This window comes from Leptolyngbya sp. PL-A3, from assembly GCF_039962325.1.
Taxonomy (GTDB): domain Bacteria; phylum Cyanobacteriota; class Cyanobacteriia; order Elainellales; family Elainellaceae; genus Vacuolonema.
The window spans coordinates 1-26,489 of the sequence record NZ_JAMPLB010000021.1 but is presented as its reverse complement, the minus strand read 5'-3'; the positions used below and the strand labels follow the sequence as shown (position 1 = coordinate 26,489).

The 26,489-nt window shown below is 50.3% G+C and carries 23 protein-coding genes; 16 read left to right on the top strand and 7 right to left on the bottom strand.

Annotated elements, in window-relative coordinates; genetic code table 11:
- Window positions 1-86: 86 nt before the first annotated feature.
- Entirely contained in the window at window positions 87-557 is a 471-nt protein-coding gene (locus tag NDI52_RS16925; protein WP_190771209.1) for a tetratricopeptide repeat protein, read from the bottom strand.
- 459 nt (window positions 558-1,016) lie between these two features.
- Window positions 1,017-3,161 carry a recombinase family protein gene (locus NDI52_RS16920; RefSeq protein ID WP_190771208.1) on the bottom strand — a complete coding sequence of 715 codons (2,145 nt, stop codon included), beginning with the start codon at window positions 3,159-3,161 and terminating at the stop codon, window positions 1,017-1,019.
- 349 nt (window positions 3,162-3,510) lie between these two features.
- Here NDI52_RS16920 and NDI52_RS16915 point away from each other — a divergent pair, with 349 nt between their 5' ends.
- Window positions 3,511-4,902: a proton extrusion protein PcxA gene (locus NDI52_RS16915; protein WP_190771207.1), complete on the top strand. Its 1,392-nt coding sequence runs from the start codon at window positions 3,511-3,513 to the stop codon at window positions 4,900-4,902.
- Window positions 4,903-5,077: 175 nt separating this feature from the next.
- Here the strand turns inward: NDI52_RS16915 and NDI52_RS16910 are convergent, their stop codons facing one another.
- From NDI52_RS16910 to NDI52_RS16900, 3 genes are all read right to left on the bottom strand, one after another.
- Window positions 5,078-6,481: an NAD(P)(+) transhydrogenase (Re/Si-specific) subunit beta gene (locus NDI52_RS16910; RefSeq protein ID WP_190771206.1), complete on the bottom strand. Its 1,404-nt coding sequence runs from the start codon at window positions 6,479-6,481 to the stop codon at window positions 5,078-5,080.
- 3 nt (window positions 6,482-6,484) lie between these two features.
- Complete coding sequence (locus NDI52_RS16905; protein ID WP_190771205.1) at window positions 6,485-6,778, bottom strand: NAD(P) transhydrogenase subunit alpha; 294 nt, start codon at window positions 6,776-6,778, stop codon at window positions 6,485-6,487.
- A 101-nt stretch (window positions 6,779-6,879) separates the two neighbouring features.
- Window positions 6,880-8,046, bottom strand: coding sequence for a Re/Si-specific NAD(P)(+) transhydrogenase subunit alpha (locus NDI52_RS16900; RefSeq protein WP_190771204.1), 1,167 nt, complete (start codon window positions 8,044-8,046; stop codon window positions 6,880-6,882).
- Between the two features lie 1,140 nt (window positions 8,047-9,186).
- Here NDI52_RS16900 and NDI52_RS16895 point away from each other — a divergent pair.
- From NDI52_RS16895 to NDI52_RS16850, 10 genes are all read left to right on the top strand, one after another.
- Window positions 9,187-9,726: a DUF2808 domain-containing protein gene (locus NDI52_RS16895; protein ID WP_190771203.1), complete on the top strand. Its 540-nt coding sequence runs from the start codon at window positions 9,187-9,189 to the stop codon at window positions 9,724-9,726.
- A gap of 214 nt (window positions 9,727-9,940) precedes the next feature.
- Window positions 9,941-10,087: a 50S ribosomal protein L34 gene (rpmH, locus tag NDI52_RS16890; protein ID WP_190771202.1), complete on the top strand. Its 147-nt coding sequence runs from the start codon at window positions 9,941-9,943 to the stop codon at window positions 10,085-10,087.
- 85 nt (window positions 10,088-10,172) lie between these two features.
- The gene (gene rnpA / locus NDI52_RS16885) at window positions 10,173-10,553 is read left to right on the top strand and encodes a ribonuclease P protein component (protein WP_190771201.1); all 381 of its coding nucleotides are present in this window, start codon (window positions 10,173-10,175) and stop codon (window positions 10,551-10,553) included.
- Window positions 10,540-10,923: a PH domain-containing protein gene (locus NDI52_RS16880; protein WP_190771200.1), complete on the top strand. Its 384-nt coding sequence runs from the start codon at window positions 10,540-10,542 to the stop codon at window positions 10,921-10,923. Before rnpA ends, NDI52_RS16880 begins: the two co-directional genes overlap by 14 nt.
- A gap of 189 nt (window positions 10,924-11,112) precedes the next feature.
- Window positions 11,113-12,261: a membrane protein insertase YidC gene (gene yidC / locus NDI52_RS16875; RefSeq protein ID WP_190771199.1), complete on the top strand. Its 1,149-nt coding sequence runs from the start codon at window positions 11,113-11,115 to the stop codon at window positions 12,259-12,261.
- Between the two features lie 11 nt (window positions 12,262-12,272).
- Complete coding sequence (locus NDI52_RS16870) at window positions 12,273-12,758, top strand: R3H domain-containing nucleic acid-binding protein (protein WP_190771198.1); 486 nt, start codon at window positions 12,273-12,275, stop codon at window positions 12,756-12,758.
- Window positions 12,759-12,776: 18 nt separating this feature from the next.
- The gene (locus tag NDI52_RS16865) at window positions 12,777-13,283 is read left to right on the top strand and encodes a YceD family protein (RefSeq protein ID WP_190771197.1); all 507 of its coding nucleotides are present in this window, start codon (window positions 12,777-12,779) and stop codon (window positions 13,281-13,283) included.
- 236 nt (window positions 13,284-13,519) lie between these two features.
- Window positions 13,520-15,028, top strand: coding sequence for an AAA family ATPase (locus tag NDI52_RS16860; protein ID WP_190771196.1), 1,509 nt, complete (start codon window positions 13,520-13,522; stop codon window positions 15,026-15,028).
- Window positions 15,029-15,119: 91 nt separating this feature from the next.
- On the top strand, window positions 15,120-15,605 hold the full coding sequence (locus NDI52_RS16855) for an SH3 domain-containing protein (RefSeq protein WP_190771195.1): 486 nt from the start codon (window positions 15,120-15,122) through the stop codon (window positions 15,603-15,605).
- 442 nt (window positions 15,606-16,047) lie between these two features.
- Window positions 16,048-16,215 carry a hypothetical protein gene (locus NDI52_RS16850; protein ID WP_190771194.1) on the top strand — a complete coding sequence of 56 codons (168 nt, stop codon included), beginning with the start codon at window positions 16,048-16,050 and terminating at the stop codon, window positions 16,213-16,215.
- A gap of 407 nt (window positions 16,216-16,622) precedes the next feature.
- On the opposite strand, the gene NDI52_RS16845 is transcribed toward NDI52_RS16850, so the two are convergent.
- Window positions 16,623-17,330, bottom strand: coding sequence for a DUF2834 domain-containing protein (locus tag NDI52_RS16845; protein WP_190771193.1), 708 nt, complete (start codon window positions 17,328-17,330; stop codon window positions 16,623-16,625).
- Window positions 17,331-17,727: 397 nt separating this feature from the next.
- Here NDI52_RS16845 and NDI52_RS16840 point away from each other — a divergent pair, with 397 nt between their 5' ends.
- On the top strand, window positions 17,728-19,179 hold the full coding sequence (locus tag NDI52_RS16840) for a glycine zipper domain-containing protein (RefSeq protein WP_199307768.1): 1,452 nt from the start codon (window positions 17,728-17,730) through the stop codon (window positions 19,177-19,179).
- Between the two features lie 504 nt (window positions 19,180-19,683).
- Window positions 19,684-21,279: a ribosomal protection-like ABC-F family protein gene (gene abc-f / locus NDI52_RS16835; RefSeq protein ID WP_190771192.1), complete on the top strand. Its 1,596-nt coding sequence runs from the start codon at window positions 19,684-19,686 to the stop codon at window positions 21,277-21,279.
- A gap of 257 nt (window positions 21,280-21,536) precedes the next feature.
- Here abc-f and NDI52_RS16830 read toward each other — a convergent pair whose 3' ends face one another.
- The gene (locus NDI52_RS16830) at window positions 21,537-21,713 is read right to left on the bottom strand and encodes a hypothetical protein (RefSeq protein ID WP_348256471.1); all 177 of its coding nucleotides are present in this window, start codon (window positions 21,711-21,713) and stop codon (window positions 21,537-21,539) included.
- On the opposite strand from NDI52_RS16830, the gene cysK reads away from it, so the two are divergent.
- The 3 genes from cysK to metX all read left to right on the top strand — a co-directional run bounded on the left by cysK (window position 21,712) and on the right by metX (window position 25,653).
- Window positions 21,712-22,704, top strand: coding sequence for a cysteine synthase A (gene cysK / locus NDI52_RS16825; protein WP_190771190.1), 993 nt, complete (start codon window positions 21,712-21,714; stop codon window positions 22,702-22,704). The two genes, NDI52_RS16830 and cysK, sit on opposite strands and share 2 nt — an antisense overlap.
- Before the next feature lie 550 nt (window positions 22,705-23,254).
- The gene (locus NDI52_RS16820) at window positions 23,255-24,565 is read left to right on the top strand and encodes an O-acetylhomoserine aminocarboxypropyltransferase/cysteine synthase (RefSeq protein ID WP_190771189.1); all 1,311 of its coding nucleotides are present in this window, start codon (window positions 23,255-23,257) and stop codon (window positions 24,563-24,565) included.
- Window positions 24,562-25,653, top strand: coding sequence for a homoserine O-acetyltransferase (metX, locus tag NDI52_RS16815; protein ID WP_190771188.1), 1,092 nt, complete (start codon window positions 24,562-24,564; stop codon window positions 25,651-25,653). The genes NDI52_RS16820 and metX overlap by 4 nt, the downstream gene beginning before the upstream one ends.
- The last annotated feature ends 836 nt before the right edge of the window (window positions 25,654-26,489 follow it).

Here is a 26,489-nt window from a genome sequence, read left to right as displayed (position 1 = left end):
TGATGTCCAAGCTCCGCTTCGGTACTTATACTCTCTGGGAGTCCAACTGGCTCCTAGATAACCTCTTATAAGTTAGTAACCAGGAATTAGCTCAGACGGGCATTGCACTCCAGGATAAGTCGTTGGTTTGCAACGGCATGGGGTTGAAGGGTTAACGCTCGCTGAAAGGCTTGGATGGCAGCAACATATTCGCCCAGAGCGGCATGGCATAATCCCTTGCCATGAATGGCTCCGAAATGGATAGGGTTGCGGGCAATAACTTGTTCACAGTCTGCCAGGGATTTTCGATATTGGTGCTGGACAAAATAGAGGACAGCCCTACGATTCCAGGCTTCTGCAAAATCTGGTTGGTCGTCAATTAGCTGAGTCAGCACTTGCTCAGCCTGCAAATATTTGCCAGATTCCATCAAAATTTGGCTCTGTTCCAAGATTTCTAGGCCATAAGTTCCCTTTTGCGTGAACCAGCGCCGCCAGAGTTCACGGGTGGCTAACTCGCGGACCTCTTCGTCTTCACTTTTCAGGTCGGCGAGCAATGCCTCAATGCTTTTATCCTCCATGGACTTAAACCTCGGCTCTCAGCTTGCTGTGGTTGTCTCTACTGCCATCTTGCACCAGAAAACGCCAAGGAGATTCCGCCCCTTGACCCTTACAGATGGGACTGCCGTTATAGCTATACGCACTTATGTTAGGGCAGAAGGAAAGGATTAGGGGGCTTAACCCTTTTCTTCTGCCCGCTGTAAACCATAAAACCCCATCCCTCCTGAGCGCAAAGTTCCCTGCAAGGGCGACAAACTCTTTGTTAGCTCGTCAGGTGGATCTCATATAACGCCTTCGACCAGAGCTTGCAGCTTATGAGCGTCTCACTGGTGGAAGAGTAGAACGATTTCGTCCAGTGAAATATGAAATAAACAAGTGTGTTTCATAGAAACAAATGAGCGAGAGGAGGGCGATCGCCCTCCTCTCGCTCATAGTTAAGATTTTGTAGAGTGCCAGCCAGGGGCTATAAACGGTGTAAGCTATCCCCTTACTTCATGGCTGTATTCCTCCAATGGCCGGGCTGCATTGACGAGGGTAAGCAACGGTCCAGTTTGCTCTTGACCGGTGGTAGCGAGATCACTGTGGCACAGATAGACGCGATCGCCCGTCCGGTGCAACAAATCTCGCACTTGCCGCTCCAGTCGCTGTTGATCAGCCTCCAGAACATCAGCCGTTGTCCAGGGGCGACCTGACCATTCCTGCAACATCAGGGGAGCCCCAAATAGGTCACTGTTCCCGGTGAGCCAAAGGGGAGAGCCCGCATCCAGCCAGAACTGCCAACGATGGAATAGCCGTGCTGCCCGGTATTGATAAATCGTAGCCAGGGTAACGGCCTTGCGTTCTGTAATCGGTCGAGCCGGATAGGGATCCGCGGTGAGGGTGCCATTGCGGAGCAGCGTGATGAAATGCCCTACTGAGGTGCTCATGTCTCGGCGGCGACCCTGGGGATTGGACGCCTCTACCTGAAATAGGCGAGAGTCTACTTCCCAATAATGTTGCGCCGTTTCCATAAACTCTCGTAAGGCGGCCAGGCGATCGTAAGCCAGATGACTTCCCCCCAACAGAAACCGCTGAATAGCCCGATCAAGAAGGGTCACTGGGCTGGGTATTAGCCGTTGTTGTTGCTGAAGCTGTTGATCCGAAATCCATTGCCGAATCTGTTCGTAGGCATCTGCTGCCCGATATCCCAGACGATCCCAGCGAGGAAATGCTGTGATCGGCAACAGGGTCGGTCGCTCTAAGTCGGGCACAAAACAGTGATCCACCAGCAACCCGGCCCGCACAGGGTCGATATGAGATTGTTCCAGAGTGGAGGTTTGAGGATCCAATAGAGCCGGTTGGCTCAGGATGATGAGCAATTCAGCGATCGCCCCCATCTCCAACATTCCTCCCAGCCCTGGGTAAACCATCGCCATGATGGTCAGCAGGACCCGTACGGTAGGATATCCCACCAGGGGTTCTTGCTCATTCAACGCCTCCACGGCTACTCCCTGGCGGCTGAGAATTTCGCGCAGCGTGTAACGGGCGATCGCATCCAACCCGGGTCCAATAATAGCGACCTCTTGCGACTCCACTTGCCCTGATTGAATCCCCTCTATCACGACTTCTGCGGTCCGTCGCAACAACTGCGCCCGTGACACTGTTTGGATACTGCGAATGGTTTCTGGCATGGCTGGTAACAACACCGGCTCTCGTACCCAGCCCACCAGGGTTTCTGCCCACGCTACCCCTAAGCTATCGGAGGGGCTGGGCAATGTCAGGACTTGACAACGCTCCTGCAGACTAGCGAGAGCTTGAGGATCTGCTCCTAAACCCCGACGAATTGCTCTGTTGGGGTTGAAGGTGAAAACTCCGGGGAGATCTTGGTCTAGGAAGAAGTTGAAGAGTTGGAGAGCGATCGCCGGATACTCATCCACATCATCCGCCAGCACCGCCCGGTATCGTTGCCGCAGTCGCTCCTGATAACCAGGATGGGGTAGTAAATAGCGCCAGTAAAGGTCTGTTACCAGGCCATAGGTGAGCAATCCCCGCTCAAGGCACCATTCCCGCCATCGTTGTAATACCTCTCCAATAACGTCCCATAGAGGCGAAGATCCAAATCCATCCTCTAAAACGCCCGGAATATTCTCCAGCGGTATAGTGCCAAAGGCGGCAAGCTGGAAGAGGTCGAGCGATCGCCGCACCACAAAATAATCTGACACCCCTTCCATTTTGAGGCGACCGCTTTCCAGGTCCGGTTGCCACAGTCGGGTTGCCAATTCTTGCTCAGTTTCAGGACGTAGCCGCAACGGGAAGCGGGCTGGAATACCCAATTGCTCTACCAGTAGGGGGTAGAACAGAATGACCTCATCCTGAAAAAAACCCAGAGGAGTTGTGGAGTCAAAAGGGTAGGGGAAAGGTGGGGTATCGGACCTACCTTCCCCCAGTAGGTTAGCTAATTGCTCTGCGAGATGAATTCGGTTGTCCCCCGTTGCCGCGAACACCAGCATCGGCTGTGGGGGAAGTTCGGATTGGGGATCTCCTAAGACTTGGGCTAGGGTGCCAAATTGCTCCACCAACCGCTGGGTCTTGCCACTTCGGGTGCCGCCCAAAATCCATTGGTTAGGAAATACAAGGGGAGTCATGGAACTTGGCGACTAAATTCTGCCGTCCGCTTTCTCAAATACTATACTTTCTTCATTCACCTTTACCTCGCTTACAGGATAGGTTGTCGATCCCGAATCTCATCAGGGATCTCACCTATCTGTCGTGGGGATGTTTAAAAAGTTGCACTTTTCGTGTACCTATGTCTGAGAAATACCCTCTAGGGGGATCTTCCTTAATCATCTGTTAAGGAAATTCGTTTCCCAAATGTCGGTTTTAGCATTCGGGCCTTGCTAGTCTTACCCCGAAGTCCCTTCAATGTCATGATTTATCCTTGCCTCTCCACGTTTGAACCGTTACCCCGGGTTTATCGGTGTTTAGTGCAGTTTTATGAAAAACTCAGTTTCCACAGTGTTTAACCGCTTAGCCCAGGGTGCCAATCAATGGCTTATGCGGACTCCTGAGCGCGCCCTTGACGAAGCCTACGAAGCCGCCATGCGGATTAAGGCTATTGAAGACAACCATTTCAATGGGGCTCGTATCTCTGTGGAGTATGGCAACTACGGCCGTAGCACCATGGACTACTTCCAGAGCGAGTTGCGGAAGTACCTCAACATTGCCAAAGTTCGGCTAGCGGAATTTCGAGCTAGTAACACACTGCTTCGGCTTTCCAACCGCTCATTCACCGAAGTGCAGATGGATGAAGCCGACACAGAGGAGTACCGCATTAATATCATTGATAAGCCAGCCCTCATTCTGCGTAAGTTAAACGCGATTGATGAGATCATCGCCCGCTACAGCTATGCTGGGCCTCCTCCCTCCGCCATTATGGTGGTCTCCGAGAATAGCCAAAAACCTGCTCGTAACGGAAAGCGCCCAACCCCAGCAGTACAACGGGCTAATGGGAACTCTCTTGCCGATCGTCCCACTCCTCTCAGCCGCCGAGCTAAAACCGAGGAATTGGTAGACAACGTAGAATCCATCGCCGATAAGACAGGAGTACTACCTCGTTCGATTCTCAAAAGTGTGGAACGGGTCAAGCGTGAGCTCGATCCCAATGCCGAACGGGACGTTGTTGATAACTATCGGCGTTCCAAAATGCGCACCACGATCGCCGTCCGATTGGTCCTGTTACTCGTTATTATTCCGTTGCTGGTACAGCAGGTTAGCAAAAGCTTTGTCGTGGGTCCTATTGTGGATCGGATGCGAACTCCGGAAGCTTCTGCTCTGTTCATCAACATGGATATGGAGGAGGAAGCTCTAACCGAGTTGAATCGTTACGAAGAGCGGCTGCGATTTGAACGGCTCATTGGGAAGGCTCCAGACTTGACTGATGAGAAAATCGAAGAATCGCTGAAGGAACGGGCGGTTGAGCTGGCAGAAGAATTTCGGCTTCAGAGCAATGATGCGATTAAAAACGTCTTCTCGGATATGCTGGCTGGGGTGGCTTTTATGTTCATTCTGGTTAATAGCCGCGAGGAGATCGAGATCCTCAAATCCTTTATTGATGAATTGGTTTATGGCCTCAGTGACAGCGCCAAAGCGTTCATCATCATTCTCTTTACCGACATGTTTGTTGGTTTCCACTCACCTCACGGCTGGGAGGTATTGTTGGATGGGGTAGCACGCCACTTCGGCTTAGAAGCTAATCATGATTTTATCTTCCTGTTCATTGCTACCTTCCCAGTGATTCTGGACACTATCTTCAAATATTGGATTTTCCGATACCTCAACCGGATTTCTCCTTCTGCTGTGGCAACTTACCGAAATATGAACGAGTAATTTCAGCCCCACTCCTTTTTAAGGAGACACTGAAGCGTCAGCGAAGCTTGGTAAGGGCATGAGTTAAGGCGAGGTTTAACAGACAGTGCCCAAAACGCTAATCAAATGAAACGCTCTAATCAATAAAAAGGAGGCTGCGACTTCGCAGCCTCCTTTTTTCATCGAATCGAGGTCACTATAGCTGTTTCACAGAAGCCACCAGATCCGTCAGCACATCGCGTGCGTTGCCGAATAACATCATGGTCTTGTCATCGTAGAACAGCTCATTCTCAACCCCTGCAAACCCGGCGCTCATCCCGCGCTTGATCACAATCGTGTGGTGCGCTTTGTCTACTTCCAGAATGGGCATGCCGTAAATGGGGCTTTGAGCATTGCTCCGTGCCGCTGGGTTCACCACATCGTTAGCGCCAATCACCAGTGCTACATCTACCCGCTCAAATTCAGGGTTGATGTCCTCCATGTCATAGAGTTGGGGATAGGGCACATTGGCCTCGGCCAGCAGTACGTTCATATGACCTGGCATCCGTCCAGCCACCGGGTGAATAGCATACTTCACTTCCACACCCAGACGGCCCAGTTGATCGGCCAATTCGCGAACGGTGTGTTGAGCTTGGGCCACAGCCATCCCGTAACCAGGAACGATCACAACGGATTGGGCATAGCCCAGCATCATCGCCGCTTCTTCGGAGTCGATGGGATGGACAATGCGATCGCCCACCTCAGACCCATCTCCACCTGTCGTTTTCTTTGCGTCATTAAAAGCCGTGAACAATACATTCGTGAGGGAACGGTTCATCGCCTTACACATAATTTGGGTCAGGATGATCCCCGATGCCCCTACCAGTGCTCCAGCAACAATCAGCATGTTGTTCATCAACACAAACCCTGCGGCACTGGCAGCCAACCCCGAAAAGGAGTTGAGCAGCGAAATCACCACGGGCATGTCTGCCCCGCCGATGGGATTGGTGAACAGCACTCCCAAAACCAATGAAATCCCGATAACGCCCAGGAAGATGGCCTGTTGGGTTGAGTCCTGAATCAGCAGGACGCTGCCCCCCAGAAACAGAGCAACCAGACCCAGGCTGATCAGACGCTGCATAGGCAACACAACGGGTGCACCACCGATAATTCCCTGCAGCTTCGCGAAGGCAATTAAGCTTCCCGTCAGGGTTACACCCCCAATCAGAACACTCAGCAGAATTGTAATCAGGTTACTCAGGGTTGGGACTTCCCCTGCTCGTAGTAACCGTTCAAATTCCGCCGCTGCCACCAGAGTGGAGGCCCCCCCACCCAAGCCGTTGAGTAGACCCACCATTTGAGGCATAGCGGTCATTTCAACCTTTTGGGCCATCACGATGCCAATCACAGAACCGACCAAAATCCCCGCGAGGATCAGCGGGAAGTTCATCGGGGTTTGGTAGAGGAGTGTAGCAGCGATCGCCAGCAACATCCCCACTGCTGCCAAACTGTTGCCCTTCCGCGCCGTTGCCGGTGATCCCAATCGCTTCAGGCCCACGATGAAGAGTGACACGGCCACTAAGTAACCCAGTTCAATACCGTTATTCAAAACACTCGTCATAGCTTAGCCCTTCGCTTCTTTCTTCTTGAACATCTGCAACATGCGATCGGTTACCAGGAAGCCCCCAACGACGTTGATGGTGGCCAACACGATCGCAATAAAGCCCAATGCATTGATCCAGTTCACCCCAGAACCCAGGGTCACAAGCAAAGCGCCAATTACCGCAATCCCGGAGATAGCGTTTGATCCTGACATCAGGGGCGTATGCAGCGTCGGCGGAACTTTGTTGATTACCTCAAATCCAATAAAGGAGGCCAACACGAAGACCACCAGGGCGGCGATTAACGGTTCGGTCATAGTCAAAAGTCCTTGAATTGTCTTGGAAGGGAAGGGTTGATTTTTCATACTGCAAGGTAAGAAAAATCAACATTGAATGTTTTAGATTCAGGGGCAACACCCTAATCCAGAATGGAGGGCTGGCGGAGTTGCTCTAGGGCTGCCTTCACGCGGGCGTTCCGTAGTTCGCCGCCGTGGGTGACACAGACGCTCGAAATAATGTCGTCTTCAAAATTCAGATTGGCCTGCCCGTCCTTAATGAAGTGCTTCAGCAGGTTTGTAACGTTTTTGGCGTACATCTGGCTGGCATGAATCGAGGTGGAAGAGGGCAGATTGATCGGTCCCAAAATCGTGACGCCATGCTTCACTACATTGCCACCAGGCTCAGTACAGGCGCAGTTGCCGCCCTGCTCTGCCGCCATGTCCACAACGACAGATCCCGGTTTCATCTGGGCCACCATCGCCTCAGTTACCAGCAGGGGAGCTTGTCGCCCCGGCACTTGAGCGGTTGTAATGACGAGGTCAGAGTGCTTCACGTGCTCAGCGACAACTTCGCGCGATCGCTCCTTCGATGCCTCAGAAATTTCCTTGGCATAGCCTCCTTCAGCCACGGTGTCCTCATCCATGGGCACTTCCACAAACTTGGCCCCAAGGCTCTGCACTTCTTCCTTCACCGCCGGGCGAATGTCAAAGGCCTCGACCACCGCTCCTAGACGACGGGCGGTAGCGATCGCCTGTAGCCCGGCTACCCCAGCGCCAATCACAAATACCTTTGCAGGAGGGATAGTACCCGCTGCCGTTGTCAACATCGGTAAAAAGCGCGGTAGAGCAGCAGCCCCAATCAACACCGCTTGATAACCTGCCACACTAGCCTGGGAGGACAGCACATCCATGCTCTGGGCGCGACTTGTACGGGGGATTAGCTCCATGCTCATGGCAGTAATGCGTCGCTCTGCCAATCGCTGCATCATGCCAGGATCCCCAAGAGGATTCAGCAGACTAATCAGGATGGAGCCTTCCCGCAGTAGCTCGACCTCAGATTGGCCATCGCGATCGTGCAAAGGGCTCACCTTCAACACAATGTCGGCGTTATTCCAGGCTTCATAGTGGTCATGCACAATGTGGGCTCCTGCCGCTTCATAATCAGCGTCACTGAAAAAGGAGCCACTTCCAGCCTGAGTTTCTACCTGGATCTCTAAACCAGACTGCACCAGGCGGCTAACCAGATCTGGGATCAGGGCAACGCGCCGTTCTCCCCCTTCAGTTTCACGAACTACGGATAACTTCATGGACGTTCCTCAGTAAAGTCTCGTTGGCAAAAGTACCCATCTTGCTCATCCGCAGTAATCGTTAAAAAGAGCGATTTATGCAGCAATAGTGACGGCATTGATGAGAGATTTTGAAGATTAAAGATGGGCTTGTTAGAAGTTCCGCAGGCCTAGCGAACTTCCTAGAAATGGGGTGAACCCCTCAGTACCATTCAAAAGTTTCGGATTATTTTCGTTGGCTCATCAGGCACGGATTTAGATTTCCTTTAGAAAGGGAAGTGCTTAGGACAAGAGCTGATGTTGCTAAGATGCCTCCCCTTTTGTCGTCGATAACAGTACGACACAATAACTTAAGATTCTCAACAGCACCAAATGAGTATTTATTCTTGGGTTTGCAGCGGCTCTAGTCATCTTCTAGAGTTATTTGCATCCTAAGAGTGATCCCCATTTTTCAATACATATCTTCAACTTGTCTTAGGAAGTATTTGATTTTTTGACGAGGCTGATAGTCTCATCATAGCGATCGCGAAAGCTCCTAAAGGCATATCTTGTAATCAACTGTTACGCCTTATCCATTGCTTCCAGCAATGCTCAAGCTATTTCAACAAAAAATAAGAAACGTGACGAAATAAGTTCGTTCTTGTCCCCCACGTCTGCCATAACTATTGGGTCGCTCATATTTATTTGCATGCAAAACTAGAGCCTTTAATTTGCTATCTAGACTGACAAAAAACAAAACTTACCCTTTCTTTTATGCGTTATACGGTGATGACAAAAAACAGGATTTAAGTTCTGTCGCTCAGTCTATTCCTGGTGTCGTGGTAGTTAGAACGTCAGGAGGGAATGGGATAAGTAGTTACAATTCAACATCAGACCTAAAAGGCCGTGCTGCTCATAAAGTGAGCAGCACGGCCTTTTAGGTCTGATGTTCAATGAGGTTGAGCTGCCTACAAGAGCAAAAATAAGCTCAAGGCATGATTCAAGAGAATTAGTCTTTGGATAGAAACTATTCAGAATATAGCTCTGTAGGATTTGTCCGGATTGGGCACTTTTACAGGAGAGATATCGTCACATCACGTAACAGGTTGTCCTTCTATGCTGGTAAAGTCATAGAGTCTGTAAACGTTAAGCATTTGTAATGTCCCGGTGTGGGCGTGGTTTATGGTTTCTAAAATCCCTTTCACTCGTACCGTTTCCGCTCTAGCGATCGCCGTAGGGCTGCTGGCATCAACGGGTACAGCGTTGTTCGCACAATCTCTGCCCGGTTTGGTGATTTTCAGCGGTGTTGATCGAGACAATATTCTGGGCTATCGGCTCGACTTTGAGGGCGTTCCACGGCGTCGTGATCGCTATCGTTTGCGAATCTCAGGGACAAAGCTACCCACGGCCGTCTCCCAACTGACCATTACGTATCCAGAAAACTACGATGGCAGCTTTGACACGGAAGACATCGAGCTGCGCGTCGAAGGTCAAGAGGTCCCCGTCAGCGAAGTGCGATGGAGCGAAGAAATCCGAGAGGTCAGTATCTATCCAGTTGACTCCATTCCGGCTAACTCCCGGGTTGAGGTCGTTATGTCTAACGTCAGGAATCCTCGCCGAGCTGGTATGTACTACTTCAATGCCCTCATTCTGCCAACGGGTGATATTCCCCTACGGCGGTACGTCGGCACCTGGATCATTGGTATCGGCGACACCAATTAAAGTGAAGTGTGGCACCTTGTTAGAAGTCGGAGTTCTTCAAGAATTCCGACTTCTTGCTGTGCTCCTACAGCTTGATCCGTTTTCACTTTTCATGGGCGATCGCCACATTGCTGCTCTGACAAAAGCGCTCAAACCCTCAAATATTTTGCCTTCTACAACGTCTCGGTGCTACCATTACTGATTGTGACTTTTTGGAATCGGAGTAACCCTAACAATGACAAAGCGCACCCTGGAAGGAACCTCTCGGAAGCGTCGGCGTGTTTCCGGCTTCCGCGCACGGATGCGAACTGCAACGGGCCAGCGGGTCATTCGCGCACGGCGTCGCAAAGGAAGAGCACGGCTCTCTGTATCTGAGGGTTAAGTATTGAGTTGTCTGGGCTCCTTTTGAGGTAGGTATTCATCCGATAGCCACCAGACAGCACTCACGATGATCTCTGGATGGCTTTGTGGTGCTACCAAAAACCCACCGGCTCAGACGCCGAGAAGACTTTAATGCGGTTTACCAGGGTGGTCGGCGGTTTAGAAGTTCACACTTCACCCTGCTGGTACTGGTCGATTCCCCCGGTCGAGATGTTGAATCTTCAAAGCCCTTACCCTCCCGCTTCGGGATTTCTATCAGTCAAAAAGTTAGCAAGCGCGCTGTAGTGCGAAACCGCATTAAGCGGCAAATTCGCGCTATTTTGCGGGAATTTCTACCTCATTTGCAGGTAGGCCGACGACTGGTCATTAGCGTTCGACCCAATGCGGTTGGGTGCGAATACCAGGAATTTCTGAGAGAATTAAGAAAATTGCTGACGCAGGCTGAGGTGCTTGATGGGCATTCGTGAAGAGACGTTTTATGAAGGTGGCCCCCATGTTGGCGACCTGATTTTCAATATTCTCCTGGGCTTTACCGTGATTTGTCTTCCCCTGACGGTGGGTTCAATCGTCCGCGCCATCTGGTTGCGATACCACATTACAAGCCGCCGAATTTCGGTGACAGGGGGGTGGATGGGGCGTGATCGCTCAGACATCATCTACTCTGAAATCCGCCAGGTGGTTACCGTGCCCCGTGGCTTAGGGCTATGGGGGGATATGGTATTGACCCTGAAGGATGGCAGCCGCCTGGAACTGCGCGCAGTTCCTCGTTTTCGAGAAACCGCTGCTTATATCAACGAAAAGATTGGGGCGAAGGCTCCTGTCACCAAGGCAGGCTAATCGGGTCTTGGAGTCAATGGTCTAGTGGCCGACGGTCGCCCTGTCAAGGGGCGATCGCTCCCCCGGTAAGCAGGTAATTCCGATCGTTTAATTGTTGGGGATTCCGATACATTAGATTAGGTGTTATTGGTTTCCCAGAACCCCACACATCTCAACCCACCAGAGCACGCAGGATATAGATTAAGACACATGGATTTTGGCGTTAGCTTTCTTTCCAACAACGTAATGTTGCCAATCCTGGATTTCTTCTACGGGATTGTGCCCAGCTATGGTCTTGCGATCGTTGCGCTGACTCTGGTGGTACGGTTTGCCCTGTACCCCCTCAGCGCTGGCTCGATTCGCAACATGCGCCGAATGAAGGTGGCTCAGCCTGCCATGCAGAAGCGCATGAAAGAGATTCAGGAGCGCTACAAGGAAGAGCCGGCAAAGCAGCAAGAAGAGATGTCCAAAGTCTACAAAGAGTTTGGTAATCCTCTCGCAGGTTGCTTTCCAGTTCTCTTGCAGATGCCCATCCTGTTTGCCCTGTTCGCAACCCTGCGGGGGTCACCATTCTCTGATGTGCCTTACTCCGTAAACCTGCAAATTTTACCGAAAGAGCAGGTCGAACAGATCCAGCCTCAAGCCTTTACCTCTAAGCCTCAAAACATTTACGTTTCCGACGGTGTTCACGTCCCCGTTGCCGCTGTTATTCCCGGCGGAAGCCGATTGGCAGTCGGTGAGAAGACTCGGATTGATTTCCAGACCACAACGGGCAAACCCCTCAGTGCTGTAATTGAGGAGTATCCCGACACTGAAATTACTCCCAAGTGGACCGTTACCAAAGGGCAAGATCGCATCAACATTACAGAAGATGGTGTTGTTGAAGCGCTTCAGCCGGGTGATGTGACAATTCAGGGTAAAGTGCCTGGGCTTGCCTCCAATAAAGGATTCTTGTTCATTAAAGCGCTGGGCCGTGTTGGAGCTGTTGATCAAGCTACTGGTGCAATCAACTGGGATATCGTCGGGATGGTTGCCTTCTTCGGCATCTCTCTCTACGTCAACCAAATTCTTTCAGGTCAGACCCAGGGGCCAAACTCAAACCCTCAACAGGCGGCCGTTAACAAGTTAACTCCCATCCTGTTCTCGACCATGTTCCTGTTCTTTCCCCTGCCTGCGGGTGTGCTGATGTACATGAGCATCGCTAACCTGTTCCAGACAGCACAAACCTTCATTCTGTCGCGTGAGCCTTTACCGGAAAACCTGCAGAAGATTGTGGAAGAGGAAGAGCGCAAGTCCGGTAGTGGGGATTCGCGGGATGCTCTCCCGTTTGAACCCGGTCGCAAAAAGAAAGCTTCGTAAGGGTGTGACCCATGGACGACAAGGTTCAGCAAGGCGAGAGTTGGTTAGAGAACTTATTGCAGCTATCGGGGCTAGATGCCTCGGTGAAGCATGAAGCCGCTCATATGGCAGATGATGGGAGCTGTTGGATCGAAATTGATGCCAGCTCCCTGACTCCCGAGCAGATTCAAGCGCTAACGGGTTCCCACGGCGAGGTATTGGATTCTATGCAGTACCTCATCAATACCACTCTCAACTTGGGTAAGCAGGAAGGTAGCCAGCAGCCTTACACCATTGAGCTGAACGGCTATCGAGCACGCCGACAGGCTGAGCTCAAGCAGATTGCCGAAAATGCGGTAAATCGTGTCTTGGAGACAGGGGAGGAATACGAAATTCCTTCTCTGTCCTCTGCAGAACGTCGTCAGGTGCATACCTATTTGAAGGACTACGAACATATCAAGACGGAGAGTCGAGGCCAGGAACCGGATCGGCGTCTGGTGGTGCGTCGGCTCGACTAACAACGGAAGGTCGTCATCATGACTAGCATCCACATTCCCCGTCTGATTCACCTCCCGGATCAGACCGAACGGGTGGAGATTAAACAGCATCTCCTGGATTTGGAAACGCTTACCCCTGTGCAGGGCTTTGTAGAAGTCAGCCACCGGGGTAATTATTTAGACGTCAAGGGTCAGGCTGAAACGATTATGACTCTGACCTGCGATCGCTGTCTGCAACAATTCAACCACCGTCTTAGTATCAAAGCTTCCGAAATGATCTGGTTGGAGGAAGCGATTGACGAATCGCTTCTGGAGCCGGAACGGGAAGTCCTGATGGAAGAGCTAGTAGAGACGGTTTCACCTCAAGGCTACTTTGAACCAGAAACCTGGCTCTACGAACAACTTTGTCTTGAAATCCCCCAGCGTAAGCTGTGCGACTCCGAATGCCCTGGCATTGAGCTGAGCGATGAGCTACCTGAGGTTGAGACAAAGGTTGATCACCGATGGGCTTCTCTTGAAGCGTTGAAACGGCAAATCTCTAATTAATCGCAAAAGAGGGTAGGACTAAGTCCTACCCTCTTTTTTTGGACTGGAGCGTGTTTCAGAGCTGTCTGGAAGGTGTTTTTTTCGTGCAGAAGGCACACGAAAAAACACCCTTTAAAACATTTGGCTTAAGGATTTGAAAAAAAACTATGTCAGATAGTTAGGATGTTAGGGACGAATGGCTGTTCGCCCCAACTGCGCGAGCATTATCCTTTTCAGCAGTCGCCCTACGCCTTGTCATGAGCTTTAATCAGGAATTTGAGCTACTACTGCGTGCCCGCTACCCACTCATCTATGTACCAACCCGGGAAGAAGAACGAGTGGAGGCGGCGATCGCCCGCGTTGCCCAAGCCGGAAACCGGAGCGTTTATACTTGGGATTTTGTTGAAGGCTATCAGGGTAACCCCAACGATGCCGGATTTGCCCGTCGGAACCCTTTGCAAGCGCTTGAACTCGTCGAGAAACTTCCCGTTTCAGCTTCAGCCATCTTTATCTTGCGAGACTTTCAGCGCTTTCTTGAAGACGTGGCTGTGGCCCGTAAATTGAAGAACCTGACCCGCCTCCTTAAATCCCAACCCAAAAACCTGGTAATTCTCTCGCCGCAGATCACGATCCCCGATGACCTGAGTGAATTGCTGACTGTGCTAGATTTCCCGCTACCAGACTTCAACGAAATCAAAGGGGAACTACAGAACCTTTTAGCGTCTACAGGAGCATCCCTGGGGCATCGAGAGCTAGATGCCCTGGTGCGCTCCTGTCAAGGTTTGTCGATGGATCGGATTCGACGGGTGTTGGCGCGGGCGATCGCCGACCACAAAGCTATCCAACCCGACGATATTGAACTGATTTTGGAAGAAAAACGCCAATCTATTCGCCAAACCCAAATTCTTGACTTTTACCCGGCGACAGAAAAGATTTCTGACATCGGTGGCCTTGATAATTTGAAGGACTGGTTACTACGTCGAGGCGGCGCATTTTCGGAACGAGCGCGGCAGTATGGGTTGCCGCATCCTCGCGGGCTTTTGTTAGCCGGGATTCAGGGGACGGGGAAGTCGTTGACGGCGAAGGCGATCGCCCATCACTGGCACCTACCCCTGCTCCGGCTAGATGTCGGTCGGCTCTTCGCTGGACTGGTGGGGGAGTCTGAATCCCGTACTCGTCAAATGATCCAATTGGCTGAAGCACTAGCCCCCTGCGTGTTGTGGATTGATGAGATTGACAAAGCCTTCGCTGGGTTTGATGGACGCGGCGACTCTGGCACCACCAGCCGTGTGTTTGGCACTTTCATTACCTGGATGGCTGAAAAAACTTCGCCTGTGTTCATCGTGGCAACGGCGAACAACATCCAAGCGCTACCGCCCGAATTGTTACGCCGGGGCCGATTTGATGAAATTTTCTTCGTCGGTTTACCTAACCAGGAGGAGCGGCAGGAAATTTTCTCAGTTCATCTTTCCCGGCTGCGTCCTCATAATCTGCAAAGCTACGACTTGGAGCGATTGGCTTACGAAACCCCTGATTTCTCAGGAGCGGAAATTGAGCAAATCCTGATTGAGGCAATGCATATTGGCTTCAGCCAGAATCGCGATTTCACTTCAGACGATATCCTGGAGGCGGCCAGCCAAATTGTTCCACTGGCTCGCACCGCCAAGGATCAGATTGAATTCTTACAGGCCTGGGCCGCTGCTGGTAAAGCACGTATGGCTTCTCGAATGAGCAGCCAGATGATGGGCGGTGCTTCATTTCACTAAATCCGTTTGAAAAGTTGACTCTGCTTGTGCGTTGCACCAGTAAAATAACGTTTGCCAAAACTTTTCAAACGTTCTCTCAGGGAGAAAATCGATGGCCGGTGTGGCGAAATTCTTTTTAGGGTTTGTGTTGGCGATCGCCATCCTCTTCTTCGCAGGGGTGACGACCGCTCGTTATATGATTACCCGCCTAACTGCGCCACCGCCAAGGCCTGTTTTCCCAAATGATAATCCTATACCCCCGGAAGCTGAGGCATCCCCGAAGCCTTCAGCAACTCCGGCTCCTGAGGCTTCCTCAGAAGCGGCAGCCCCTTCTGCCTCTCCTTCCCCTTCTGTCTCTCCTTCCCCTTCTGCCTCTCCTTCTCCTTCCCCTTCTATGGCCCGAGCACGGGTAACGCAACCCATTGGATTGGTGCTGCGTTCTGATGCAAGCCAGTCATCTGAACAATTAGGTGGGGTTGATTTCAATACAGAAGTGGAAATTTTGGGTACTAGCCCAGATGGACAGTGGCAGCAGGTTCGTACAGCCGCAGGACAAGAGGGGTGGATTAAGGCAGGAAATACAGAAGCTATCCAATAGTCCTTTAATTTCCATTCTTTATAAAAACTCAAAGTCCTAATTTTGCGATCGCAAAGTGATAGCAAAATTAGGGCTTTTGAGTTTTTATAAAGAATTACTTGAGAACCAATTCAAGAACCCGGTTGTGGAAGAGCGTTATCGTACTGTGCTCTTCCACAACCGGATTCTTGAATAGGCTCTGAACGGAGTGAATGAGGGTGGGTACTATGAAACATCGTAAAGAAACATACTCAGACCAAATACTTGAAAATGCCTGGAAGCTAAGCTGCAAAGGGTTTTAGAAGTAGAAGAGATAAAGCCAGCAATGAAAGATTATCAAGAAACGTATCTATCCCTAAACCTTAGTTACAATGCCAACCTTTCGGAATACCCGGCTATCAAACGAATGGTAGGTTAAATGAGTAATTCGCTATACCTTTTAGCCGAGCCGCCAATAGCACGTATGTATAAGAACACGCGAAAAGATTGGGTTAGCGCCGCGCTGACGGCCTCCCTGGGAGCTGGTATCGCTACGACCTTTGCTGTGAGCCAGGGACAAAACCCCCTGATTGCGATAGGAATTACGGCCTTTGCAACTGTTGCGGCTCTTGTAATTGACCATTACGCCTAACAAGTTTGTAACTTCTGAGTAGTTAACTGCTCATAGTTCTGTAAAGCTACGTTTCAAGTCATGTGGATTCATCCCAATCGCTGAGCAGCCTACGCTCAGCGATTTTTTTCGTCATTTTTTAGGTATGAAGCGCTGTGCGCGTTGCTTGAGTACAGCAATGCGCACAGCGCCGCCCCGCCACTGCCCCTGTTGGAGCTGCTCCCCTAATTTCCCTTCCTCCCAACTGCTAGAAAATCTTCAGCACTTCCTATCCCAGCAAAATGAAACTAATCTAACCTCAGTTCGGGATAAGCTGAAGTGCTCATTTTGGCGTGCGCTTTGCGCACGCCAAAATGAGCGTTTTTGAGTGCCGCGCAACGCGCGGTACTCGAAAACGCCCGCTGAGGTGATTACTCCTGGATGTACCCTCACTGTGAAGAAGCTGGAGGGCCAGATGCAGTTGCATAGCGATCGCCAGGGGCGGGTGTTTCGCCTTGAGACTCTGCCTGGTGTGGACGTACCACCCAGTAAGCCAGTGCCCCGAGCAGGGGAATGAACGCCAGTGCAGTGAATGCGGTTGGATGTTTCACAGAGCGACGGCGCATGTCATCCTGCATCAGCGCCGGAAAAAGCAACCACAACAAGCAAAAATCCAGGCTCATCACATGGATAAAACGGCGGGTTTGCCATTGATGGGCAAAATCGCTCCAGTCTCCCAGGGTAAGGCCGTAGAGTACCAGGGGAATGGTGCCCAAGGCGATCGCCCCTGCCGTCCAACGTGAATCAAGCAGCTTCAGAATCAGGCTTTTCTGACCAGTAAACGGTTGGCCTGGTTTGCGTAGAGCCAGGTACGGTAGGATAGTAAAGGCCCCAACCCCAAAAGAGCCAATCGTGAAGGGGTAAGCTTTCACCGTTTGACCGCGTCCATCAAACAGCATCACGGCTGCATAAATCATCGGCCAGATACCCATCACATTAAACAGCGACACGATGAGTGGATTAATCCCATCCCATTGCCCTGTAGAAAGGCGCTTAATTAGGGAAAAAGTTTCGCTGGGGTTGTCAGGGGGAGCCAAAAAGAAGGCATAAACAATCAAGCCAACCCAAACGAACCAGAAAAGACGGGGATTAATCATAACGTCCGATGAAGACAGACTTTGTAAATGACTCTTTTAAGATTTGCAGGTCTTTGAAGATTTGTGAATAGGCCGAAATAAGTACAGCATTGGATGAGAAGGCTTATTTTTTTTGATAAAAGGTTATCAAAAATCTAACCTTGCATTTACACATTACCTATCGCTCTACGCAGAGAAGTTCAATTTTGAATTTTTCGCAATTGAAAATGCAGCTAAATAAACATTTTCAGTGAATTAAATGACCGTTGAAGAAGCAGAGATAGGTAGCCTGCAATCTCTCTCAATAGGGGTGCTGCGATCGCCTGAAACCCTTTCCAGCAGAAGAGGTAAGGACTTTCAGCTATTGGTAATTTGAAGAGAAGCAGGAATTACGACGGAGCTCAAGGAAGGTTTAACTATGGTGAACGCCAACAATAACCCCCAATATGATCCAATGCTCGACCCAACCGTAGATCCCATGATGGATCCGATGTTAAATGTAGATACGGTGAACGGCGAGCTTATGGACAACACTGTTATCCAATCTAGTGATATGCAGTCGGGCGAAGATTTGACAGAAGAGCAGAAATCGAAGCGCCATATCGCTGCTGAGGCCATCGGGGCTGCAGGCGGTGGTGTTGCTGGAGCCGCCATTGGTAGCATGGTTGGTGGCCGTCTGGGAGCCGCTGTGGGTGCAGTCGGTGGAGCGCTCGCTGGTGCAGCCATCGGTGACCAAGTAGCCGAAAATCTGGATCAAAAACTGGATACCGCAGTTCACGCTGTAGAAGGTGCTGTGCAGGACGTGACCCACCGTGTTGAAGGGGTTGTTGAAACCGTTCAACATAAGGTTGAAGAGGTCGACCTGAAAGGAGCGGTTAGCACCGTTCAGCACAAGATTGAAGAGGCTGATGTACAAGGCATTAGTGCTTCCGTTCAACACAAGATTGATGAGGCTGATGTACGGGGTGTAACCAGCACTGTACAGCAAAAGATTAACGAAGTAGATGCACACGGTGTTGCCGAGTCCGTCAAGCACAAGATCGATGAAGTGGATGCCCGTGGCGTTAGTGAATCCGTCAAGAGCAAGATCGATGAAGCGAATGTAGCTGGTGTTTCTAACGCCGTGCAGCGCAAGATTGAGGATGTCGATACCCAGGGTATCGGTGAGTCTGTAAAGGGCAAAATCAATGAAGCGAATGTAGCCGGTATCTCCAACACGGTACAGCGCAAGATTGATGACGTCGATACCCAGGGTATCGGTGAGTCTGTGAAGGGCAAAATCAGCGATGTTGATACCCAGGGCATTGGTGAGTCTATCAAAGGCAAAATCAGCGATGTCGATACTCAGGGCATTGGTGAGTCTGTCAAAGGCAAAATCAGTGACGTCGATACTCAGGGTATTGGTGAGTCTGTAAAAGGCACCGTTGATGAAGCTCGAGGAAAAATTGCGGGCCAATCCAACGATCAATCCCCCGAACCTTATGCGGCTCCCATCTACTCCAGCAGTATGGATATGGATGTTGAGCGTGACCCCTTTGCTACACAACCTCCCATCGATCCTCTAATGATGTCAGCTCCCATGTTGGGTAGTGAGTCTAGTATTGGTTCCGACCCCATGATGGGTATTGATTCAACGGATTACTCAAGCTCTGATCCGCTGGTTGGAATTGAATCAACCGATTACTCTGATCCCATGATCGGAATTGAACCGTCGGCCTATTCTGACCCTATGCTTGGCATTGATCCACTGACCACATCGGAACCGACTCCGATGATTGACCCCATGACCGGCGTTGATCCAATGTTCATGCCTGACTTGGAAGCTTCCTCCGATCGCTCTGAAGAAGAGCGGCGATATGGGCAAGACTAAGGTTGTAGTGTTCTAACCTACAACGAACTAAAGTTGGTGGGCACTTTGTGCCCACCAACCGTACCTTCAAGTTGAAAACCCTTGTGGTAGGCGCGCTACATGCGACGTACTTACCGCAAGGGTTTTGTTCTGGTTTTTTGTGCAGATTTACCTGTTTCAAACATGTGAATGGGGTGTAGTGAAAGGGGCACTTTATGACTCTTTTACTACACCCCATCTATACGACGGAACACTACCAGCTACTAATCTATGTGAATGAAAGTACCCGATTGGGGGATAGTACGGGCTGAAATGCGTGTTATACTACATTTTGTAGTATAAGTGTTTTAACAATGAAGTTAGTTCCTTGTCGCTAACCTAGATTTTGATCTCCCGGCTGGTGTATCCGGTGCCTATTTATATACCGTCGGGCTGTCTCCACAATCGGTTAGCGATTTCTTGCTTCGCTGCGCCGCAGTCCAGCGCTACAAGGACTGCTCCGTACTCACAAGAAGGAGCTAATTTATGTCGAGAACTCCCATTCTTCAGGCGAGTCACTTAAGCTATGAACTCGCTACGCTGCGGACGCTGTTTAGTGATGTTGCGGTGACAATATGTGAGGGCGATCGCATCGGTCTCATAGGCCCCAACGGTTGCGGCAAATCTACCCTGCTTCAGCTGCTCGCAAAGCAACAAATTCCTGCAGCTGGAACCGTTAGCACAGCTGTTAATGTTTACTACTTGCCCCAGATCAGCACTCTCCAACCCAGCGATGAATCTGTAATCGATTGGCTTAACCGGGCAACCGATGAATGGTGGGCGGTTACAACTCTATTAATGGAGCAATTTACTACAGAGCTTTCCCTTACACAGCCCATCCGGAGTTTAAGTGGGGGGGAATGGACAAAGCTATGGCTCGCGCTGGCTTTATCAAAGCAGCCGGATATCCTGCTACTCGATGAACCCACTAATCATTTGGATCTGCTGGCTCTGGAGCAGTTGCGTGTAGCTCTAAATCGGTTTACTGGAGCTTTTGTCATTGTTTCCCATAAGCCGTTTTTTCTGGATCAAGTGGTGAACACCATCTGGGAGCTGACTCCTGAAAAACTTCGAGTTTATGGCGGAAACTACTCCTTTTACCGTGGCCAGAAGGAAACAGACCATGAGGCAACCCTGCGAACCTATGAAGTAGCGCGTAAGGAGTTGAAACGGGCAACAGCCGCAGCTCTACAAGAGCAGCGACGGGCAGCGCAATCTCGCCGACAGGGGCTAAAACAGGCGGGAAGTATGCCCAAAATTCTTGCCGGGGCTAAGAAGCGACAGGCTGAGGTGACAGCCGGTACCGCCCAGAAGAAGTACGAAGCAATGGTTCAAGCAGCCCAGCAAAAGGTAACTGAAAGCAAAATTAAAACCTCTAAAGCGACTCGGGTTCAACTAAATGAGTGCAGTCAGAAACGGAAAAACCTGCTCTCAATTCAAGGGGCAGATCTGCAAGTGGGCGATCGCCCTCTCATCTCTCAAATCCAACTCCAGGTACGGTCAGGCGATCGCATTGCTATCACGGGCGCAAATGGTTCTGGAAAATCAAGCTTGGCCCAAGCCATTTTGTTTGACAGTGCTCCTGCCCAGCTGACGTCGGGTGAAGTCACAAGGTCAAGCGCGATGAAAGCGGTTTATTTGGATCAGAGCTACAACCTGATTGACCGCCAACAGACTGTGCTGGAAACCATGCAAAACGCAAACCCTAATCTCAGCTATCAAGTGGTGCGGCAGCAGTTGGGGCATTTCCTATTCTTTGGCGATACGGTACACCAACCAACATCGGGCTTAAGTGGCGGGGAGTTGGCCCGGTTAGCGATCGCCGTCATCAGTATTTCCGAAATCGACTGGCTCATTTTGGATGAACCAACCAATAACCTGGACCTGGACACGGTCGATGCCATGATTGATGGCCTCAACGAATTTCAAGGGGCTCTCTGGGTGATTTCCCATGATATTCATTTTCTCAGCCGCATTGGATTGGAGCAGGCCTACCATGTGGCCCATGGAAAACTCCATTTCCTCGTTCATAGCCCCGATGATGCGGATGCCTATTACCAGGAATTACAACATGGCTTCTAGAGCGCGTTTTTAAACCGCTGAAAGGTTGTTTTTTCGTGCGCGAAGTGCACGAAAAAACAACCTTGTAAATATAGGCTCTAATTAGTCACGCATCCCGCCATTTGCCCTTCTCAAAGCTTTACTGTCTGGGACCACTGAGTGTTCGTCCTTCCAGCATTTATGAACGGAATTTAAAGGAACGCGCTTGCTGGGCCATAGAGCATTATTGTGTAGTTTTCCATCGACTATCCTTAAACTGGGGTTAAAGCGCTAAAATCCTATCGACTTACCGGGGTATAATAAGAGGATGTCCCTGGTATAGGCGATCGCATTCCTGAAGCGTAGCCGATTTTGAGTTGCAGGTTTTGGGCGATCGCAATGTAGGGGCAATTACTATTCCCATCCCAAGGCATTCTTTTCCAGGGCCCATCCGTAATCGAAGAGGACTTTTCCATGGCTATTGCAAACGACGTTACAGAGCTCATTGGTCATACTCCACTGGTGCGGCTCAACCGCATTCCCCAGTCTGAAGGGAGTGTTGCCCAAATTGCCCTCAAGCTAGAGGGTATGAATCCTGCTGCCTCTGTCAAAGACCGCATTGGTTACGGCATGATTCAGGCTGCAGAAGAGGCAGGACTGATTAATCCAGAAACGACCATTTTGGTCGAACCAACCTCTGGTAATACCGGGATTGCCCTGGCTATGGTTGCTGCCGCCCGTGGGTATCGCCTGATTCTGACCATGCCCGAAACCATGAGTTTGGAGCGGCGAGCGATGCTCCAGGCCTTTGGAGCCCAGTTGGAACTGACTCCAGGTAGCGAAGGTATGAAGGGAGCCATTCGACGGGCTGAATCAATCGTGAACTACTTGCCTAATGCGTTTATGTTGCAGCAGTTCCGCAACCCTGCCAATCCCAAAATCCACCGGGAAACGACCGCTGAAGAGCTGTGGAATGACACCAATGGCGAGATTGATATTCTCATTTCTGGTGTTGGTACAGGCGGCACGATTACAGGGGTAGCCGAAGTGCTGAAGCAGCGTAAACCTGGTTTTCAGGTGGTTGCTGTTGAACCGGCCAATAGCCCAGTTCTGTCAGGTGGGCAGCCTGGACCCCATAAGATTCAGGGAATTGGGGCTGGTTTCGTTCCCGATGTCCTGCGGGTAGATTTGATTGATGAAGTCATCTCTGTAGTGGATGATGAGGCGATCGCCTTTAGCCGCCGCTTAGCGCGAGAAGAAGGTTTGCTATCAGGCATTTCGGCAGGAGCTGCGCTAGCCGCTGCCATTCACATTGGTAAGCGTCCTGAGAATGCGGGTAAGTTGATCGTTGCCATTCAACCAAGCTTTGGCGAACGTTATCTCAGCACCGTACTTTTCCATGATCTACCACCCGTTCAAGTAGCAGACCTGGGGCCTCTTAAGCAAGAACTAGCTCCTATTTCCTGAGATTCAATGTTTGTTTAAAGAGATGTTAGGGAAACGAATTCTAACAGCTACTTTGAAGGTGTATTTAGAACACCTACTAACATCATTACTCGGTAACATTTCTGCAATTTCCATTGTGCCAATGTATCCTGGAATTTGATTTTTCTGTTCCACTTTTTAAAGTGAATATTGATAGCTAGAGCTAATCTAGCTATCAATATTCATTGCACAATGGTCATCTGCACAACTGATCCAGATTGTATGAATTCATGCCGTCATTTGTTAATACAAATCGGGCATAGCCATTTGTCTTCATGTGAGAGTTTCTCAAATTGGGATACTCCGATGTATAGATTCTGAATGAGAGCACTAATCTACACAAACTAATGGAGTGGTATTGCTGCTCCATTAGTTTGTGTAGATTAGAAGCTCCTTTTATTAAGAAATGAGCTGTATTTTTCTATCTTTTTAGAATTGACTATATTGTTATCCTTGTTGCTAAGTTTTTTGGGCAACACACTGTACAATCCCTTCGTTAGCCTGCAGTCAATTCAGTTATTCAACGTTCATCATGACCTCCTCCTACCGCTACGAAACGCTTCAAATTCATGCGGGACAAGAACCGGCTCCCGGTACTAATGCCCGTGCAGTGCCCATTTATCAAACCACCTCTTACGTCTTTGATGATGCGGATCACGGGGCGCGGTTGTTTGCCCTTCAAGAGTTTGGCAACATCTACACCCGCATCATGAATCCCACAACGGATGTATTTGAGAAGCGGGTCGCTGCCCTGGAAGGAGGAGTCGCTGCCCTGGCTACTTCCAGTGGTCAAGCCGCACAGTTTTTAGCCCTCAGTACTATCGCTCAGGCAGGAGATAATATCGTCTCCACCAGCTATCTTTACGGCGGTACTTATAACCAATTCAAAGTGACGTTGCCCCGTTTAGGCATTGATGTCAAGTTCGTAGAAGGTGACGATGTCGAGTCCTTCCGACAGGCGATTGACGATCGCACCAAGGCTATTTATGTCGAGAGCATCGGTAATCCTCAGTTCAACGTCCCCGACTTTGCAGCCCTGGCTCATGTCGCCCATGAAAGCGGCATTCCACTAATCGTAGATAACACCTTTGGAGCGGCAGGTTATCTGGTGCGTCCTATTGATCATGGAGCTGATATCGTTGTGTCCTCAGCTACCAAATGGATTGGTGGACATGGAACTTCTATTGGTGGTGTTATTGTCGATTCCGGGAAGTTTGACTGGGGCAATGGTAAGTTCCCCGTTTTTACGGAACCTGCTCCGGGCTACCATGGCCTCAATTTCCAGGAAGTATTTGGTCCAAACGGCCCCTTCGGTAACATTGCCTTCATCATTCGAGCACGGGTGGAAGGACTGCGTGACTTGGGGCCTTGCCTCAGTCCTTTTAATGCCTTTTTGCTGCTTCAAGGCTTAGAAACCCTTTCCCTACGGGTCGATCGCCACGTGTCGAATGCCCTGGAATTGGCCCAGTGGCTACAACAACAACCCCAAGTGGCCTGGGTAAATTACCTGGGTTTACCAGAACACCCCTATCACGCCCGTGCCCACAAGTATCTCCGTCATGGCTTCGGCTGTGTGCTGAACTTTGGCATTAAAGGTGGTCTAGAGGCGGGTCGTGCGTTTATCGATCAGGTCAAACTTGCAAGCCATCTGGCTAACGTGGGTGATGCCAAAACTCTGGTTATCCACCCTGCTTCCACAACCCATCAACAGTTAAGCGAAGCTGAGCAGAAATCGGCTGGGGTAACACCCGATTTAATTCGCGTTTCAGTGGGCATTGAGCACATTGATGACATTCGAGAAGATTTTGCCCAGGCGTTTGCGGCGATCGCTCAAGGTTCATGATTTACAGGCATTTGCTTTCCCCTGAAACTCAGGTTCACACTATCGCAGAACCCGTACTGCTGGAGTCCGGCGTTTCCCTGCCTCAAGTTGAAGTGGCCTATCGTACCTGGGGTAAGCTAAATGCCAGCGGCGATAATGCCGTGCTGGTATGTCATGCTCTTACCGGTGGAGCCGATGTCGACCAATGGTGGGCACCGCTGCTAGGCCCAGGGTGCTGTCTCGACCCTGAACAGGACTTTGTGATTTGTAGCAACATCTTGGGAAGCTGCTATGGTACGACCGGACCAACCTCCATCGCTCCGAACACAGGGCAGTCTTATGGCCCTACCTTTCCTGCTATCACTGTGCGCGATATGGTGCAGGTACAGGCCCGTTTGATACAGGGCTTAGGGGTACGATCGCTCCGCATGGTTATCGGCGGCTCCCTGGGCGGAATGCAGGTTCTGGAATGGGCCTTGCTCTACCCTGAAATGGTGCAATCTTTAGTTCCAATTGCGACATCAGGCCGTCACTCTGCCTGGTGTATTGGGCTCAGTGAGGCCCAACGACAGGCAATCTACACGGATCCCAATTGGCAGGGGGGCTATTATGAGCGCGATCGCCCCCCTGCTAAAGGCTTGGCTGTTGCCCGCATGATGGCCATGAGCATGTATCGCTCTTGGGCAAGTTTTGAGGATCGGTTTAGTCGTCAATTGGCTCAAGATGTTGCAGAAGAACCATTTGCCGTTATTCGCTATCTCCATCACCACGGAGATAAGTTGGTAAATCGCTTTGATGCTAATACTTATGTCACTTTGACCCAAGCTATGGATCGTCATGATGTAGGGCGCGATCGCGGTGACTATGCTGCAGTCTTAAACTGTATCCACCAGCCTACCCTTGTCGTAGCGATCGACTCCGATGTTCTCTATCCCCCTATGGAACAACAGGAACTAGCAACCTATATTCCCAATGCCGAATTAGTCTGTATTTCCTCCCGCCACGGGCACGATGCTTTCTTGATTGAAATGGATGTACTCAACAGTCACATCATGCAGTTTCGCCAAACCCTAACAACCCAGAACAAAGCTATCAGCTCAACACGCTAGAAATTGTTTCTTACCGTCCGCTGATTGGATATATCTCACATCCCAAAACTTTAATTCTGCCACCTCTTCATGGCGGTAGAATTGGAGTCTTGGGTTTTGGTAACTGTGCCAACCTAATTACTAAAAAATCCTATTTCACCTTTCGCTGGCTGCTCTGTCAATACAACTGTCGATCTGGGTCTATTGATTGTTACCGCTTGCTTGAGCAGTCTGACTACCCAAGCGTGCAAGTTGCTGACTCTCTCCAATAACTGTCGTCTCTGGTTACCAATCGTAGTGAGATGCACCTGATACTGGGTTCCCAGTTCAGAAATTTTTCTCATCTCGAACAACTTGTCCTCCAATTCAGGACTGTATTGCTTGCATTTTTTGCTCGTGGATCACCCCTATCATGACTTCGAGTGGTTCAGAGCTGAGCCCTCTGTCCAATTCTCGGGACCCTTGCACCTAAAGCTGGGAGATTGGTTAAAAAGCTTGATATGAGGGATTTAGGAGATATTGGAGCAGGAATTTTCGAATTTTTTGAGAAAAGGGGTTTACAAAGTTGCATGGAACTTGTTACATTGGCAAAGCGCTGGAAGAGGTGACCCACACATCAAGCGTCCTGAACAATAGCCAAGCGCTATGGGTAGTGAAAACATCCTTTAGTAAGTTCGGTTAAACTCACCACAAATGAGGAAGTTCAAGTTAAAGTGGGAAATGTGCCAAAGCGACGACTGCGGTACAGAGAGAACCTGGAAAAAGCAATAGTTTGAAAGCCAAGCGAAAACCAATCCTCGTTAAGAAACTACGAGATTGATTTATCAATCTCAAAACAGAAACAGGATTCCGAAGCT

What these genes read in the sequence shown, in the direction of transcription:
- NDI52_RS16895 (WP_190771203.1), top strand. Translation starts at nt 9,187, where the DNA reads ATGGTTTCTAAAATCCCTTTCACTCGTACCGTTTCCGCTCTAGCGATC.
- NDI52_RS16860 (WP_190771196.1), top strand. Translation starts at nt 13,520, where the DNA reads ATGAGCTTTAATCAGGAATTTGAGCTACTACTGCGTGCCCGCTACCCA.
- NDI52_RS16865 (WP_190771197.1), top strand. Translation starts at nt 12,777, where the DNA reads ATGACTAGCATCCACATTCCCCGTCTGATTCACCTCCCGGATCAGACC.
- NDI52_RS16900 (WP_190771204.1), bottom strand. Translation starts at nt 8,046, where the DNA reads ATGAAGTTATCCGTAGTTCGTGAAACTGAAGGGGGAGAACGGCGCGTT.
- NDI52_RS16910 (WP_190771206.1), bottom strand. Translation starts at nt 6,481, where the DNA reads ATGACGAGTGTTTTGAATAACGGTATTGAACTGGGTTACTTAGTGGCC.
- rpmH (WP_190771202.1), top strand. Translation starts at nt 9,941, where the DNA reads ATGACAAAGCGCACCCTGGAAGGAACCTCTCGGAAGCGTCGGCGTGTT.
- NDI52_RS16925 (WP_190771209.1), bottom strand. Translation starts at nt 557, where the DNA reads ATGGAGGATAAAAGCATTGAGGCATTGCTCGCCGACCTGAAAAGTGAA.
- NDI52_RS16870 (WP_190771198.1), top strand. Translation starts at nt 12,273, where the DNA reads ATGGACGACAAGGTTCAGCAAGGCGAGAGTTGGTTAGAGAACTTATTG.
- NDI52_RS16820 (WP_190771189.1), top strand. Translation starts at nt 23,255, where the DNA reads ATGACCTCCTCCTACCGCTACGAAACGCTTCAAATTCATGCGGGACAA.
- NDI52_RS16845 (WP_190771193.1), bottom strand. Translation starts at nt 17,330, where the DNA reads ATGATTAATCCCCGTCTTTTCTGGTTCGTTTGGGTTGGCTTGATTGTT.
- NDI52_RS16915 (WP_190771207.1), top strand. Translation starts at nt 3,511, where the DNA reads ATGAAAAACTCAGTTTCCACAGTGTTTAACCGCTTAGCCCAGGGTGCC.
- NDI52_RS16880 (WP_190771200.1), top strand. Translation starts at nt 10,540, where the DNA reads ATGGGCATTCGTGAAGAGACGTTTTATGAAGGTGGCCCCCATGTTGGC.
- NDI52_RS16850 (WP_190771194.1), top strand. Translation starts at nt 16,048, where the DNA reads ATGTATAAGAACACGCGAAAAGATTGGGTTAGCGCCGCGCTGACGGCC.
- NDI52_RS16855 (WP_190771195.1), top strand. Translation starts at nt 15,120, where the DNA reads ATGGCCGGTGTGGCGAAATTCTTTTTAGGGTTTGTGTTGGCGATCGCC.
- yidC (WP_190771199.1), top strand. Translation starts at nt 11,113, where the DNA reads ATGGATTTTGGCGTTAGCTTTCTTTCCAACAACGTAATGTTGCCAATC.
- NDI52_RS16905 (WP_190771205.1), bottom strand. Translation starts at nt 6,778, where the DNA reads ATGACCGAACCGTTAATCGCCGCCCTGGTGGTCTTCGTGTTGGCCTCC.
- NDI52_RS16830 (WP_348256471.1), bottom strand. Translation starts at nt 21,713, where the DNA reads ATGGAAAAGTCCTCTTCGATTACGGATGGGCCCTGGAAAAGAATGCCT.
- cysK (WP_190771190.1), top strand. Translation starts at nt 21,712, where the DNA reads ATGGCTATTGCAAACGACGTTACAGAGCTCATTGGTCATACTCCACTG.
- metX (WP_190771188.1), top strand. Translation starts at nt 24,562, where the DNA reads ATGATTTACAGGCATTTGCTTTCCCCTGAAACTCAGGTTCACACTATC.
- NDI52_RS16920 (WP_190771208.1), bottom strand. Translation starts at nt 3,161, where the DNA reads ATGACTCCCCTTGTATTTCCTAACCAATGGATTTTGGGCGGCACCCGA.
- abc-f (WP_190771192.1), top strand. Translation starts at nt 19,684, where the DNA reads ATGTCGAGAACTCCCATTCTTCAGGCGAGTCACTTAAGCTATGAACTC.
- NDI52_RS16840 (WP_199307768.1), top strand. Translation starts at nt 17,728, where the DNA reads ATGGTGAACGCCAACAATAACCCCCAATATGATCCAATGCTCGACCCA.